Below are 12,733 nucleotides of genomic sequence, written 5' to 3' on the forward strand. Positions count from 1 at the left end.
TCACCCTGCGCACAGTCGCCCTCCCTCGAAGCGCCATTCAAGTGCGTAGTTCAAAATCACGCCGACACAGCTGCCCCTTGAATACCGTATGTTATCCCCCGAGGAGCTGCAGGCTTCCGCCCTCCTTCCGCGTTACATGTTTCTTTTCGCATAGCTCAGTGTAATTTCAAATTTGCCAAGCCGATCCGCGGTTTCCGAATAATATATTGCGCGCAAGTAAACAATGCTCTTCACAGAAGCAACTCAGAATTGGTATTTTGTCATGGTTTAATTGGGAGGCGCACTATGCGATTGAAAAGTAGCACAATAAGAAAATTTCGACGCCTGCACGATGTTTCAATAGTTTTCGAAAGTAAAGAAACTATATTTGTCGGCCCAAACAACAGTGGTAAGACCTCCGCGACGGCTGCCATTCGCAGCTTTCTCGGGAATCGCGAATTCAAAATCCATGACTTCTCCATTCCCGCAATTGTCGCTATCGATGCCTTTGTTCCCGGAGACGAAACAAGCTTACCTCAAATAGAACTTGATCTTTGGTTTCACATTGATCCGGACTCAATTGCATTTGGTCGGGTTTTTGCACTAGCAACGAGCCTTTCCGCTGATTTCTCTGAAATCGGGATGCGTTGCGCATTCGCTGTGAATGACACAGCAGAACTCTGGAAGCATTACGATTCAGCATTCCCGACAAAGGAGGATGGCACCCGCAAGCGTCCGTTGAGCTTCTTCCTTGGAATGGAAGGAAATTTAAAAAAATATTTCAGCATTAAGGTATCTTCGCTGGAAAGGCTCGAACAAGAACTTGTGGCAACGCCGATTTCGGTGCAAGAAGGCAAAAAGCTGCTCAGTTCTCTTCTGCGCGTAGATTTCGTTGATGCTCAGCGGAATATTGACGACGAGAATGCCGCCAGGAGCAACAGACTATCAGATGCCTTTGCGACGTATTACCGGAGAAACCTGGAGCAGGCGGAACTGGCTGAAGAAGCTATCGCGGTCATTGAACAGAATAATGAAAGCCTGAACAGGCACTACGACGAACGCTTCAGACCCCTGATGACGATGATCGGAGGTCTCGGCCTTCCCTCCGACAATGACCGCACAATGAAGGTTGTTTCGACACTCAGTTCGGAGGTTGCGTTACGCGGTAATACCGAACTTTTCTACGTCGATGCCAGCACCAGCCATGAGCTTCCCGAGGCCTACAACGGACTGGGCTTCAAGAACCTTGTGTTCATGGCCATTCAGGTCGATCATTTTTATCGACAATGGCTCGCGACCGAGGATACTCGTCCACTTTGCCAAATGATCTTCATTGAAGAACCGGAGGTGCATCTGCACGCGCAGGTTCAACAGACGTTCATTCGCCAAATGTGGGATGTCTTGACTGCCGATGCTCCCGAAGGCGAAAGCAAACCTCAGCTTACGATCACGACCCATTCGTCGCACATTCTTGATACAGTAGAATTCTCGAAAATCCGCTACTTCCGTCGGAGCCAGATCGGCGAACAGGAAAGAGTAACGTTTCAAGGAACGACAGTCCAAAGTCTTCGGCAATTTCAACCGGAGCCGCTCGAATTGGGCGACGCGGTAATCGCGCCAGAGGAAGCTCTTTCTTTTCTCAAAAAATATCTGAGACTTACGCATTGCGACCTGTTTTTCTCCGATGCTGCCATACTCGTTGAGGGGTCTGCTGAAAAACTGCTTTTGCCGCGCATGATCGACATATCGGCAAAGGAACTGAACAAGAAGTATCTAGCAATTCTGGAGGTAGGTGGAGCATACGGGATGCGCTTCGCTGGATTGCTGGATTTCCTCGGAATACCCTACTTGGTTATCACCGACATCGACTCCGTTGATCCCGCCAACAACCGAGCGAATTGCGTTGCCACCCGTCCGGGAGCCATTTCGTCGAATGCGACTCTGGGATACTTCTTCGGAGAGACAGGAGTTGCTGCACTTTCGGTCAAGAGCTTCGACGATTGTGTGCAAGCCGAGGGAATGCGTTTTGTCGCTTTTCAAAAGCCGGTGGCGGTGAACCACCTGGATAGCGCTCACACCTTCCACGGAAGAACCCTTGAAGAAGCCTTTGTCTATGAAAACCTCGAACTCTTTCATGCAAAGGGTCTCAGTATAGGTATTGACTTGCCAAATGCCCCCGCCGAGATTCAGGAGGCTGTTTGGAAGCGAATAAAGAGCAGCACTTTCAAGAAAACTGAATTTGCCATGGATGTCCTTGCTTACGAAATACCAGAAGGAGAGGACGAAGAAGCTAACGCGGAACAGAACAAGGACTGGAATGTCCCCCACTACATCGCCGAAGGCCTAAAATGGCTGGAGACACGTCTCTCCCAAAACCAGGGGGCCGGCGAATGACAGCAAAACTCAAGCCAACAGAGGCCGATACGAAAATTGCTGAGTGCATCGCAAAGGACGTTTCATTTTCGGTTATCGCAGGCGCTGGATCAGGCAAGACCACATCGCTCGTTGAAGCTCTGAAAGGAATTCAGAAGTCCCGTGGAGACGAGCTTCGGAAGAACGGTCAGCGCGTCGTGTGTATCACATACACAAACCGTGCAGTCGGAGTGATTTCGTCGCGTCTCGGTTTCGATGAGATTTTTTGCGTTTCCACTTTGCACGGGTTTCTTTGGGCAGAAATCGCGCGCTTTCAGGAGGCTATTCGGGAGGCCCTTCGTGATGCGGTCGTCCCGCAGCATATGGAAAAAGCCCGCGAGAAAGACAACGGTGGGATGTCTCAGACCGCTCAAAAAGCCAGGAAAGACCTTGAGCGCCTGACCTCCCAACTTGCTGCGCTGAACGCGAATAAGCCGCCCGTATCCTACGAAGAAACCGTTATCAGCGACTATTCCAAATGTGTCCTAAACCATGATGATGTTATTGACGTCGCGGCCTATCTGATCACGCACAAACCGCTTTTGCGCAAAGGCCTCGGGTTCAAATACCCCTACATCTTCGTCGATGAAGCTCAAGACACGTTCCCACAGGTCGTTGAGGCGCTCAACACTGTGTGCGCGGGGGAAGGGCTACCCGTCGTCGGATATTTCGGCGATCCGATGCAGCAGATTTACGACAAGCGAGCCGGAGATTTTGCCGGTCCAGAAGGCTCCGAAATGATTCCGAAGGAAGAGAATTTTCGTAGCTCGACCTCCGTGATCGACCTTCTCAACAACTTCAGAACCGATCTGAAACAAGTTCCTGGTGGTGAAAACGCCGATGTTGAAGGAAGCGTTTTGATCACGGTCGCGCAAGCCCCTGAACCTGCTGGTCCGAGAAATACCTACACCCTCGAACAACTCGATGAAGTGACAGCGAAATTCGAAGAGGCCGTCGAACAATGGGGATGGACCGATATTACTCGTGTAAAGAACCTTTTTCTGGCACGCCAGATGATCGCTCGGAGGCTCGGCTTCGTCACCCTGCACAAGCTCTTTACAGGCGATTATTCGTCGTCCAGATCTCAATCCGACTATGAAGATGGCACGCACTATCTTCTCAAGCCCTTTGTGGACGGTATTTTTCCATTGGTCGATGCATCCCGCAACAACGATCCTAAGAAGCTGATTGAAACACTCCGAAGAGTAAGCCCTGCTTTTGACGACACTGAAGCGAACAAGAGCAAAACCCTCAAACATATGCTCGAAGAGGCCTCAAGACACGCCGCTGCTTTGGCGCAAAAATGGGAAGGCAATTCGGTCAAAGAAATTCTGGAGTACTGTAGCGCGAACGCACTTTATCTATTTTCGGACCGCCTTGCAGGTCAGTTGGCTCGAGCTCCGCGCGAAGCTTATGACTCCGGCAACGAGGATCACCAAAGGGAAAAAGGCGATTGGCTGGCTGATGAATTCTTCACGTTGAAGGCTGACGAACTCGAAAAATATATCGATTATCTGGATGAAAATTCTCCTTTCAGTACGCAGCATGGCTCGAAAGGCGAAGAGTATGAGAACGTGCTGGTCATGATCGACGATGTCGAGGCAGCCTGGAATACCTACAGCTTTTCGAAAGTTTTGACCCCTGGCGTCGCGGGCGATCCAACTGACCGGCAGAAAGAGCTCACTCAAAGACTGGCCTATGTCTGTTTTTCACGGGCGGAAGTGAACCTTAGGATCTTGATGTTTTCGAAAGACGCGGAAGCGGCCCAAAAAGAACTGGTTGCGCGTGATCTCTTCCTGAATGAACAAGTTTCAATTTTGTAGGTATCGGAGGCCTGAATTCGCAAGATCATTTCAACTATTGTCTTCTGATCTTGAAGACTGAGCGGTGACGATGAAGAAGTTTATGCTTTTATTACTCATCTCTGAAACCTCGAGCAGACGCGCCGGGACGCATAACGGTCGATTGCTGAATTTCGATGAGCTGGGGCCTCAAGGCCGGAACCACCGATCAACCGTCCCTCACTCATTCGCGGTTTGTCTACTTGGCGGGTTGCGGGGCGGCGCGGCTCTTTCCGCCGGATCGACAGTGTCAGGCGTTCTGCTGTCTTGATGTCGAGGCTCTCTCCTTCATTGTGGAGCGCCGTCTCGAGTGCGGTTTCCGTATCCTGGAATGCTACTCCGTCCAGAGGCGGGCGTGGTCGGCCGTGAGCTGAATCCACGATGCGATCACCGAGTTCATCGATCGTCGCGGTATGGATGAGCACGACCGGCGGCGCTTCTTTGCCCTGTCGGAGCAGTATCTCCTGGAAGAGACCGCCGTCTTCGCCACCGCCTATGACGACCTCGGTGGGATCAGCGCCTATGACGACCTCGGTGGGATCAGCGCCTATCGCGGCGACTTCCTGAAGATGTGGGAGATGTTCATCGACGCCACCGATACCAGCGTTCCTCCCGGCCTCGCCAAGGACCACTGCATTCGCCTGGCGTTCAACCGGCTGAAGCTGGCGGCGTAGGTAGCCATCCTAGGCTTGCGGCATATTGCGTTTTCGCAGGGCGATTTTCTGTCGGCTCGGACTGCGGCTCATGTCACGGTAGGAGCGCAGATCGTCGCGGATGTCTCGCGCTTTGTCCGCGTAGGAACGTGCAATCTCTTGGCGCAGATCGATCATCCGTCGCCGTTCTTCGAGCTGCGCGAATATCAGCGCGTCTTTCTCGGCCCTGTCGCGCAGAGCAGCTTCCCTGGCCTCGGCTTTGTTCCGTTCGCGAATGCGCTGGTTCTCGCCGCGCACCCAATCCCATAGGCCTTTCACACCGGTACGAAAGCGCGATTGCCTGATCCTTGCCTCCTCCCACCGACGCGCTTCGATCGCTTGAGATAGGGCCTCTCGTGCCTCTCGATGGCGCTGCCGCATGCTGTGCCGCTCCTTGCGCAATTGCACGTTTCGGCCGCGCAACTCCGTCAGTGCCTCGCTTCTCAGTCGGAAAAGGGCAGGACGGATGTCTTGCGCAATCTGGACCTTCGCGCCGGCGACATCCGGCAAGTCGTCCCCATCGCCCACACGGGCGCGCACTTCCTTGGTTTTCAAACCAATCTGGCGGGGGAGTGAATAGACCTCACCGTGCCGGTCTACGACGACAAACGCTTTCGTGTCACCGCGCGCCAGCTTGAAGCCGCGTTCATCCAACGCGCGTATCAAGGCGGCTTTCGAGTCGGAGATTGCCCAGGCGTCCTGCAGCGCCGCCTTGATGGTTCGGGGATCTTGCCCGGTGCGTTTCGCCTGCTGCCAGTCCGCCAGCGTAAAATTGAACGGATCGCTGGCCTTGGTCTGTGAGAGGCCGCGCGGCATGGTCCAGCCATGCTCGATATAAAGCTCTCGTGCGACCCTCATCAGCTTCCGGCGCGTGTAGGAGAGCTGGACCGCCTTCATGTCGTCGGCGCGAATGCGCGACCAAACGCAGTGTGCGTGCCGCCGACCGGCCTTCTCATGGAAGACGATGGCTCGCGGTTGGCCTACCAGTCCCAGTTCCGCTTCGATGCGGTTGATCGCCTTCTCGAAATCCTCCGTTTTTACATTCGCGGCGGCGGGGGGATTGAGCGAACAGGAAAAGAGATACTGCTTGCAGCGGGTCCCTCGGCTGATCGCATAGGCTTCGTTGAAGGCGCCGCGCAGGTCGCGCGCAACGAAGCCCCGCAGTTCATGCAAGTCCACATGATCGTTTTCATCCTTGAGCAGATGCAGGGCGAGGTTCTTTGCGCCGCCGCGCTGGTTTCCGACCAGAATCATTCCTCAAAACCCCGTTCGACATTCAGGGCCTCCATGAGGGCGTCTCGCATGGCGCGGATATGGGCACAGGTCGCGTGAAGCTCCTCAATCAACTCCGGGCCGAGTGGCAGCGCACCCATGATTGCGGCAGTCGCCAGTTCGTCCAGTCGCCTGAGAAGCTCCGCGCGTCCAAGCAATGCCAGCGCCCTGCCAAGCGCGACCTGATCCACCTGTGGGGTATGCCGTCTGCGCGCCGGTCTCTTTCCGCGTCGTGATGTTGTCACGTCGCCAATCAGTTTTCTGCGTGCATGCGCGGCGAGCGAAAGGGAGCCGGCTTCCCGCTCCAGTATCGCCCGTTCCTCTTCGCTCAGGCGGATGGAAAACGGTTTCGAGACCGCTTGGCGGGGCTTCTTCCGCTTTCCCGTCTTGGTAGCCGTGAGCTGGAATTCGCTCTTGATGGTGTTGGTGTTCCGGCTCTCGCTCATGGTGACGGCCCTCGGCGAGTTGGGCCGCTGGGTGCTCTGGAGGGGCTGGGGCGACTGGAAAGCTCGATATGTTCGGACTGTAGGAGGGTGTTCCAGCCCTCAAGCGTTTCGAAAATGGCGTTTGATGTTGCTACATCTATGTCCGCCATTCTCTGACTTCGCGCTGTCGCCCTTCGGGCTCCGCTCCAGTCGGGGCCTCGCATAAGCTCGGGCGACCCTTGGCCTTGCGAACCCGGCGGGTTCGAAATGTCTCCGCGATGCTCCGCCATTTTCTGACTTCGCGCTGTCGCCCTTCGGGCTTCGCTCCAGTCAGGGCCTCGCATAAGCTCGGACGGCCCTTGGCCTTGCGAATATCACGGGTTCGAGCTGACACCCCAAATCTCCGCCGACTGTCGCATACAATGGCCTATGCGCTGCCGGTGGCCTATGCGCTGCCGGTCACTCTCTACCAGGAATGGCAGTTGTTTCCGTTCGGTGTTGCCGGCGTCCGCGGCCAAACAGGCATACGCAGTCGATACAACAGAGATCGGCCACACGGGCCTGTCAGACATTGAGTTTTTGGGTGCCGGCGGTATATTCGCGAGATGGAAGCTGCGCTGAGGAAATTGCTTTTTCTTGCATCACTGGGATTGTCTGCAATCTTCTGGTTTGCTTGTTATTCGTTCTATTTCAAATGGCTCGGCTGTTTTAATGAATTGGGCATTTGCTTCGACAGCGACGCTGGGGTGGTGTATTTGGAGCAGTCAAAACTGATTTGGCTACCCTTGGCTGTACTGACGTCTTGTTTCTCGCTCTATCAACTATGGCAATTGAGACGCTAGTTGAAGGTTCGGTATCCGGCCGAACCGTCGCCGCGCCGGGCGTGCCGGGCGTGAAAATCCGCTTCGAAAGTTTTGATTGCCGTGAGATGCCAGGCCATCGGGTCGATTCGATCATCTTGCGAGGCTGTCGCTGATGCCGGCTGGTCCGCTTGGCAGAACCCGCCACCTGCAAATGTTGGCCTTCCTGTCGAGCGAGGTCCAGAAGCCGTTCGTCCGGCTGTTCTTCAGCGAAGGCGAAAAGGAGCATCTGCGCGAGACCCTGGCCCGGCGCCTCGACTGGATCGGCGGGCGGGCCGAGGGCCGCCACCTCTTCGGTGACCGCTTCACCGGGGCCGACGCGCTTCTTTACGTGATGCTGCGCTGGGCGGCGATGCTCGGCATGGCGGTCTCCGCCGACCTGTCCGGCCTCGCCGCGAGGGTGGAGGAACGCGACGCGGTGCGCGCCACCCTTGCTTTCGAGGAACTGGAGCCTCTCGGACAGAGGACCTGCGCCGTAGACGGCCAGGTTTTGGCCTGCCCGGCGGCACTCCGTCGCAGGTGTGCTTGGAGTTCTTGTCACTTGATATATGTCAATTCGCGCAGGCCTCGCCACAGCTAGCGTCCGCTCCCATGAGCGATCCACACACATCTTCTCTCTCTCCTGCGGCCTCTGGCCTGGCGCGTCTCGGCGCCCGCGCCGCGCCGCTGGTCTGCCTGCTGCTGCAACCGCTGCTCGAGCGCATCGTCGGACGCATCGCCTCCCGTCATCCGGAGCTTTTCGACCGGCTCGGCGAGCATTGCACCACCGACTATGTGATCGATCCGCTGGATCTGCCCTTCGCGCTGCACCTGCGCCCGGACCCGCGCGCGCTGGTCCTGCGCGCCGTGCCGCGCGACCGGCAACCGGCTGCGGGAGCCGCGATCCGGGGCCGCTTCCTGTTGTTGCTGCAACTCGTCGATGCCGACGGGGACGGCGACGCCGCCTTCTTCTCCCGCGACCTCACGATCACCGGCAGCACCGAGGCGGTGGTGCGCCTGCGCAACGCGCTTGACGACATGGAGGGCTCGCTGGCCGGGGAAACGGCGGCGATGTTCGGCCCGGCCGGGCGCGCCGTGCTGGCGCAGTTGCGCCGCCGCTACGAGGATCAGGCCGGGGGGATCGCCGCATGACGCAGGCCGAACTCGTCTGTCCGGCCGGCACGCCGGCCGCCCTGCGCGCCGCTCGCCGTCTCGGCCCGTTGCTACCACGCCCGCGCCCACGGCCGGACCAAGGACAATTGCCAGTTCGTCTGCGAGGAGGATGCCGACGGCATGCCGCTCGCGACCCGCGACGGCCGGCCGTTCCTCAGGGTGAATGGCATCCAGACCCTGTCGGAAAGCTATGTCTGCCTGACGGGGGAGGCCGGCGCGCTGGCGAAGGCCGGTGTCGGGCATCTGCGCCTGATGCCGCAGGCGGTCGACATGGCGGGCGTCGCGCGCGCCTTTCGCGACTGCCTCGACGGTCGCAAGGACCCGGCCGAGGCGGAGGCGGAACTCGTCGGCCTGTGTCCGGCAACGCGCTTCAGCAACGGCTTCTATCATGGCGTTGCCGGCTACAGGCGGATCGCGGCGGGGGCGGCCATGGCTGACCGGTAAGGGCTGTGCTGCCCGTACTCAGGCGGACCAGTCGGACCCGTTCAGAAGGGCCAGCCGCTTGCGCCGGGAGGCGCGGATATGCTGGCGCATCGCCGCTTCGGCCGCGACCGGGTCCTCGCGCTCGATCGCCTGGAACACGGCGACATGGTGTTCATGCGCGTTGGCGGACGGGGTGAAGCGCACCCGCGTCATCAGCCGCAGGATGATCATGCCGGTGTCGTAGACCTGCATCGCCTGCAGGACGTAGCGGTTGCAGGCCGCGTCGTGGATCACCTTGTGAAACCGGTCGTTGACCGCCAGCAATGCGTCCGGCTCGCTCTCCGGCAGGGCGCCTTCCTCCCGCAGCGCCGCCGCCATCGCCTCGATCTGTGCGGCGTTGGCATGGGTGGCGGCCAGCCGTGCCGCCATGCCCTCGATCGCCTCGCGCATGTAGAACAGCTGCGAGGCCTGCTCCCTGGACAGCATCGCCACCGTATGGCCGCGCCCGGGCGAAGCCTCCAGCAGCCCTTCGGCCTGAAGCAGCTTCATGGCCTCGCGCACCGGCGTGCGGCTCAGGCCGAGGGCCTGCGCCATTTCGCTTTCGCCGACATGCTCTCCCGGCCGCAGCAGCCCTTCGGCGATGCGCCTGCGCACAAGATCATAGGCCAGCGCCGAGCGGGCCTGGCCCGGCTCATGGTCCGTACGTGGTTTCATGGCGCTGGGCTCGCTCATTCCGATTGCTTAGTCGGTGATCGCCGGACGGGCAAGATCAACATACGCGATCGGCCGGCCTGACCGGCTTTCCCGCCAGGAAGTCGACGATCGTTCCGGCGGCGCGCTCGGCGACGATCTCCATCGCCTGGCGGGTGGAGCCGCCGACATGGGGGGTGATCACCGCGCGCGGATGGTGGCGCAGGGCGCTGTGTCCCGGCGTCTCGTCGCACAGGGAATCGAGGCCCGCCGCCGAGATGTGTCCGCTTTCGAGCGCGGCGAGCAGGGCGGCCTCGTCGACGATCTCGCCGCGTGCGGTGTTGACCAGCATGGCGCCGGGCCGCATCGCCGCCAGGAACGGCGCGTCGACCAGCGAGCGGGTTTCCTCCGTCAGCGGGCAATGCAGGCTGACGATGTCGGCGCGGGCGCGCAACGTCGCGAGCGTCACCGGTTCCGCTCCGGCGGCGCGGATACCGTCCGCGTCCGCGAAGGGATCGTGAACCAGCACCGTGCCGCAGACGACCCGGCCCATGGCGGCGAGTTCCCGGCCGATCTGGCCGAACCCGACCAGTCCGAGCACCTTGCCGCCCAGCTGTTCGCCGCGCCAGCGGGCGCGCTCCCAGTCGCCGGCGGCCGTCGATGTGGCCAGTGGCACCAGGTGCCGCGCGGCGGCGAGGATCAGCGCCAGCGCGTGTTCGGCCACCGAACGGGCATTGGAACCGCTCGTCCGGGTGACGCATATGCCTGCCGCCGCCGCGGCGAGCGTGTCGATATTGTCGACACCGGCCCCGTGCTTGGAGATGATCCGCAGGTCGGGAAGCGCCCCGATGATGTCGCTGCCGAGGCGCAGGCTGCGGGAAATGACGGCGACGACCGGCCCGTGCCCGGCCTGCGCCGCGCGGGCAAGGTCCGGCAGGTCCTGTCCGGTGGTACCTTTCGGCACGTAGAATGGCCGCAGGCCCGCCTCCTTCAGCAGGGCGTCGGCCGCTCCGGCGAGTTCCGGTGTGGTGATCAGCACCGTGCCCGCCGGTCTCATTGCGCGCCGTCCGTGCCGAAGAGGCCCATTTTCGAGAGCGTCGGGATCAGCCAGCCCTGGTGCAGCACGCCATCCTCGTTGATCTCGCGGGCGCGCCGGTCTTCGGCCGCCACCTTCGCCCGGCCCTTGTGCAGCGCGAACCCGGCATCTTCGGCGGCGATGACGACGATCCCGTCCGCGTCGCCGACGATCACGTCGCCCGAGCGCACCGCGACCCCGCCGCAGGCGACCGGCAGGTTGACCTGGCCGGGACCGTCCTTGTGCGGCCCGGCGGCACAGATCCAGCGCGTGTAGGCGGCAAAGCCCGAGGCGACGATCTCCTGCCTGTCGCGCAGGGCGCCGTCGATGATCAGGCCGCCGAGCTGGACGGCGATGGCCGTATGGGTCATCAGCATGCCCCAGACGGCCGCCTCGGCATATCCGTGGCCGTTGACCACCAGGATGTCGCCCGGGCGGGCGATCTTCAGCGCCGCGTGCAGCATCAGATTGTCGCCCGGCCGGGTCTCCACGGTCAGCGCCGGGCCGGCGATGCGGGTCATGTCCGACAGCGGCTTGATGCCGGCATCCATGATCCCGCGCCGCCCCAGGACGTCGCCGAGCGCGGCCACCGGCACCTCGCCGAGCGCCGCGATGGTGGCGCGGTCCGCCGTCGCGCCATGCGGTGCCACGCAAAATCCGGGGACTCCGGTCATGTCGACAATATCCGCATTTAGCGGATCATTGCATACTTTTGTGTCAGGCATCGAGAGTCTCCGGCTTGAGGCGGTAAATGGCATAATTCCTGGAATTTTGTCTGTCTTGAAGCGCGAACATGCCGTTGTTTCTCCTTGACGGCGGCAAAAGTCAAGAATACAGAATGCGAATATAAATCAAAATTGCATTCCAAAGGGAGGAAAGCGGATGCTTCGGAATACACTGGCCATGGCGGTCATCGCTCTCGGGACGGCGGCACCGGCACTTGCGCAGGACGCCTACCCGGCGGACAACATCCAGGTGATCGTCGGCTTCAATCCCGGCGGCGGCACGGATGTTATGGCGCGCACGGTGGCGCCGATCCTGGCCCGTCATCTGGGCGAGGGGGTCGAGGTCTCGATCGTCAACAGGCCCGGCGCGGGCGGACAGATCGGCTGGACCGAACTCGCGGCCGCGGCGCCGGACGGATACACGCTGGGCACGATGAACCTGCCTTCGATGGTGGCCAAGCTCTACGACCGCGAGCCCGACTTCACCCTCGACAGCTTCACCTTCATCGGCACGGTCATGCGCGACCCCAGCGTGATGATCGTGCGCGCCGATTCGCCCTACACATCGCTGAATGACGTGATCGAGGCAGCGAAAAAGGCGCCGGGCGCGATCACCTATGCGATCGGCGGTCTCGGCGGCGAGGATCATTTCGCGGCCGTGCAGCTGGAAGCGGCGGCCGGGGCCGATCTTGCCGTGGTGCCGTTCGGCGGTGCGGCTCCGGCCCGTGCGGCACTGCTTGGCGGTCATGTCGCGCTTGGCGGCGTCAATCTGAGCGAAGTGTCCGAGTTCGCCGATCAGGTCCGCATCCTGGCTGTCTACTCCAAGGCACGCTCGCCGCTTGCCGCCGACGCGCCGACGGCGCTGGAGCAGGGCTTCGACGTGCAGATCGCCTCGATCCGGGGCCTTGCCGCGCCGGCCGGCCTGCCGGAAGAGGTCGAGGCGAAGCTCGTCGCCGCCTTCGACGCGATGGCCGAGGATCCGGCGTTTCTGGCCCTGCGCGAGGCGCAAGGCTTCCCGCTCGAGGTCGTCACCGGCGATGCCTATCGCGCGCTGGCCGCCGAGCAGTCGGCTGTGGCACAGCGTGTCTGGAACGAAACCCCCTGGCAGTAAGCTGTCATCATGAGGCTCCCTCCGGCCGGCATCCTGTCGTGCCGGCCGGAGGGCCCGTTGCAGACGAGGGAGACGA

General features: G+C 60.4%; 12 protein-coding genes. 7 read left to right on the forward strand and 5 right to left on the reverse strand.

Annotated elements, in window-relative coordinates; genetic code table 11:
- Window positions 1-285 precede the first annotated feature (285 nt).
- The 3 genes from ACQY46_RS06045 (at window position 286) to ACQY46_RS06055 (ending at window position 4,906) form a co-directional block, all read left to right on the forward strand.
- Window positions 286-2,373 (forward strand): ATP-dependent nuclease, encoded by a 2,088-nt coding sequence (locus ACQY46_RS06045; protein ID WP_428699367.1) that lies wholly within the window; start codon window positions 286-288, stop codon window positions 2,371-2,373.
- Window positions 2,370-4,214 (forward strand): UvrD-helicase domain-containing protein, encoded by a 1,845-nt coding sequence (locus ACQY46_RS06050; RefSeq protein ID WP_428699368.1) that lies wholly within the window; start codon window positions 2,370-2,372, stop codon window positions 4,212-4,214. Before ACQY46_RS06045 ends, ACQY46_RS06050 begins: the two co-directional genes overlap by 4 nt.
- Before the next feature lie 431 nt (window positions 4,215-4,645).
- Window positions 4,646-4,906: a hypothetical protein gene (locus tag ACQY46_RS06055; RefSeq protein ID WP_428699369.1), complete on the forward strand. Its 261-nt coding sequence runs from the start codon at window positions 4,646-4,648 to the stop codon at window positions 4,904-4,906.
- Between the two features lie 9 nt (window positions 4,907-4,915).
- On the opposite strand, the gene ACQY46_RS06060 is transcribed toward ACQY46_RS06055, so the two are convergent.
- On the reverse strand, window positions 4,916-6,178 hold the full coding sequence (locus tag ACQY46_RS06060; protein WP_428699370.1) for a relaxase/mobilization nuclease domain-containing protein: 1,263 nt from the start codon (window positions 6,176-6,178) through the stop codon (window positions 4,916-4,918).
- Window positions 6,175-6,642 carry a hypothetical protein gene (locus tag ACQY46_RS06065; protein WP_428699371.1) on the reverse strand — a complete coding sequence of 156 codons (468 nt, stop codon included), beginning with the start codon at window positions 6,640-6,642 and terminating at the stop codon, window positions 6,175-6,177. Before ACQY46_RS06065 ends, ACQY46_RS06060 begins: the two co-directional genes overlap by 4 nt.
- 954 nt (window positions 6,643-7,596) lie before the next feature.
- Between ACQY46_RS06065 and ACQY46_RS06070 the strand changes: the two genes are divergently transcribed.
- The 3 genes from ACQY46_RS06070 (at window position 7,597) to ACQY46_RS06080 (ending at window position 9,077) form a co-directional block, all read left to right on the forward strand.
- Window positions 7,597-8,061, forward strand: a complete 465-nt coding sequence (locus tag ACQY46_RS06070) for a glutathione S-transferase C-terminal domain-containing protein (protein WP_428699372.1) — start codon at window positions 7,597-7,599, stop codon at window positions 8,059-8,061.
- Window positions 8,062-8,072: 11 nt separating this feature from the next.
- Window positions 8,073-8,612, forward strand: a complete 540-nt coding sequence (ubiT, locus tag ACQY46_RS06075; RefSeq protein ID WP_428699373.1) for a ubiquinone anaerobic biosynthesis accessory factor UbiT — start codon at window positions 8,073-8,075, stop codon at window positions 8,610-8,612.
- A 141-nt stretch (window positions 8,613-8,753) separates the two neighbouring features.
- A complete protein-coding gene (locus tag ACQY46_RS06080; protein WP_428699374.1) occupies window positions 8,754-9,077 on the forward strand; it encodes a hypothetical protein in 324 nt (107 codons plus the stop codon).
- Window positions 9,078-9,095: 18 nt separating this feature from the next.
- On the opposite strand, the gene ACQY46_RS06085 is transcribed toward ACQY46_RS06080, so the two are convergent.
- Genes ACQY46_RS06085 through ACQY46_RS06095 form a run of 3 tightly spaced genes read right to left on the reverse strand, consistent with a single transcriptional unit; the run spans window position 9,096 to window position 11,495 of the window.
- The gene (locus tag ACQY46_RS06085; protein ID WP_428699375.1) at window positions 9,096-9,770 is read right to left on the reverse strand and encodes a GntR family transcriptional regulator; all 675 of its coding nucleotides are present in this window, start codon (window positions 9,768-9,770) and stop codon (window positions 9,096-9,098) included.
- Between the two features lie 55 nt (window positions 9,771-9,825).
- Window positions 9,826-10,803, reverse strand: a complete 978-nt coding sequence (locus ACQY46_RS06090) for an NAD(P)-dependent oxidoreductase (protein WP_428699376.1) — start codon at window positions 10,801-10,803, stop codon at window positions 9,826-9,828.
- Window positions 10,800-11,495 carry an RraA family protein gene (locus tag ACQY46_RS06095; protein ID WP_428699377.1) on the reverse strand — a complete coding sequence of 232 codons (696 nt, stop codon included), beginning with the start codon at window positions 11,493-11,495 and terminating at the stop codon, window positions 10,800-10,802. The genes ACQY46_RS06090 and ACQY46_RS06095 overlap by 4 nt, the downstream gene beginning before the upstream one ends.
- A 208-nt stretch (window positions 11,496-11,703) precedes the next feature.
- Between ACQY46_RS06095 and ACQY46_RS06100 the strand changes: the two genes are divergently transcribed.
- Window positions 11,704-12,657: a Bug family tripartite tricarboxylate transporter substrate binding protein gene (locus ACQY46_RS06100; protein WP_428699378.1), complete on the forward strand. Its 954-nt coding sequence runs from the start codon at window positions 11,704-11,706 to the stop codon at window positions 12,655-12,657.
- Window positions 12,658-12,733: the final 76 nt, after the last annotated feature.

Source organism: Stappia sp. (assembly GCF_965276915.1).
GTDB lineage: Bacteria > Pseudomonadota > Alphaproteobacteria > Rhizobiales > Stappiaceae > Stappia.

Bases quoted from the DNA above. Each gene is read 5' to 3' on its own strand.
- ACQY46_RS06055 (WP_428699369.1), top strand. From the start codon at position 4,646: ATGGATGAGCACGACCGGCGGCGCTTCTTTGCCCTGTCGGAGCAGTAT.
- ACQY46_RS06085 (WP_428699375.1), bottom strand. From the start codon at position 9,770: ATGAAACCACGTACGGACCATGAGCCGGGCCAGGCCCGCTCGGCGCTG.
- ACQY46_RS06080 (WP_428699374.1), top strand. From the start codon at position 8,754: ATGCCGCTCGCGACCCGCGACGGCCGGCCGTTCCTCAGGGTGAATGGC.
- ACQY46_RS06050 (WP_428699368.1), top strand. From the start codon at position 2,370: ATGACAGCAAAACTCAAGCCAACAGAGGCCGATACGAAAATTGCTGAG.
- ubiT (WP_428699373.1), top strand. From the start codon at position 8,073: ATGAGCGATCCACACACATCTTCTCTCTCTCCTGCGGCCTCTGGCCTG.
- ACQY46_RS06090 (WP_428699376.1), bottom strand. From the start codon at position 10,803: ATGAGACCGGCGGGCACGGTGCTGATCACCACACCGGAACTCGCCGGA.
- ACQY46_RS06070 (WP_428699372.1), top strand. From the start codon at position 7,597: ATGCCGGCTGGTCCGCTTGGCAGAACCCGCCACCTGCAAATGTTGGCC.
- ACQY46_RS06095 (WP_428699377.1), bottom strand. From the start codon at position 11,495: ATGACCGGAGTCCCCGGATTTTGCGTGGCACCGCATGGCGCGACGGCG.
- ACQY46_RS06045 (WP_428699367.1), top strand. From the start codon at position 286: ATGCGATTGAAAAGTAGCACAATAAGAAAATTTCGACGCCTGCACGAT.
- ACQY46_RS06065 (WP_428699371.1), bottom strand. From the start codon at position 6,642: ATGAGCGAGAGCCGGAACACCAACACCATCAAGAGCGAATTCCAGCTC.
- ACQY46_RS06060 (WP_428699370.1), bottom strand. From the start codon at position 6,178: ATGATTCTGGTCGGAAACCAGCGCGGCGGCGCAAAGAACCTCGCCCTG.
- ACQY46_RS06100 (WP_428699378.1), top strand. From the start codon at position 11,704: ATGCTTCGGAATACACTGGCCATGGCGGTCATCGCTCTCGGGACGGCG.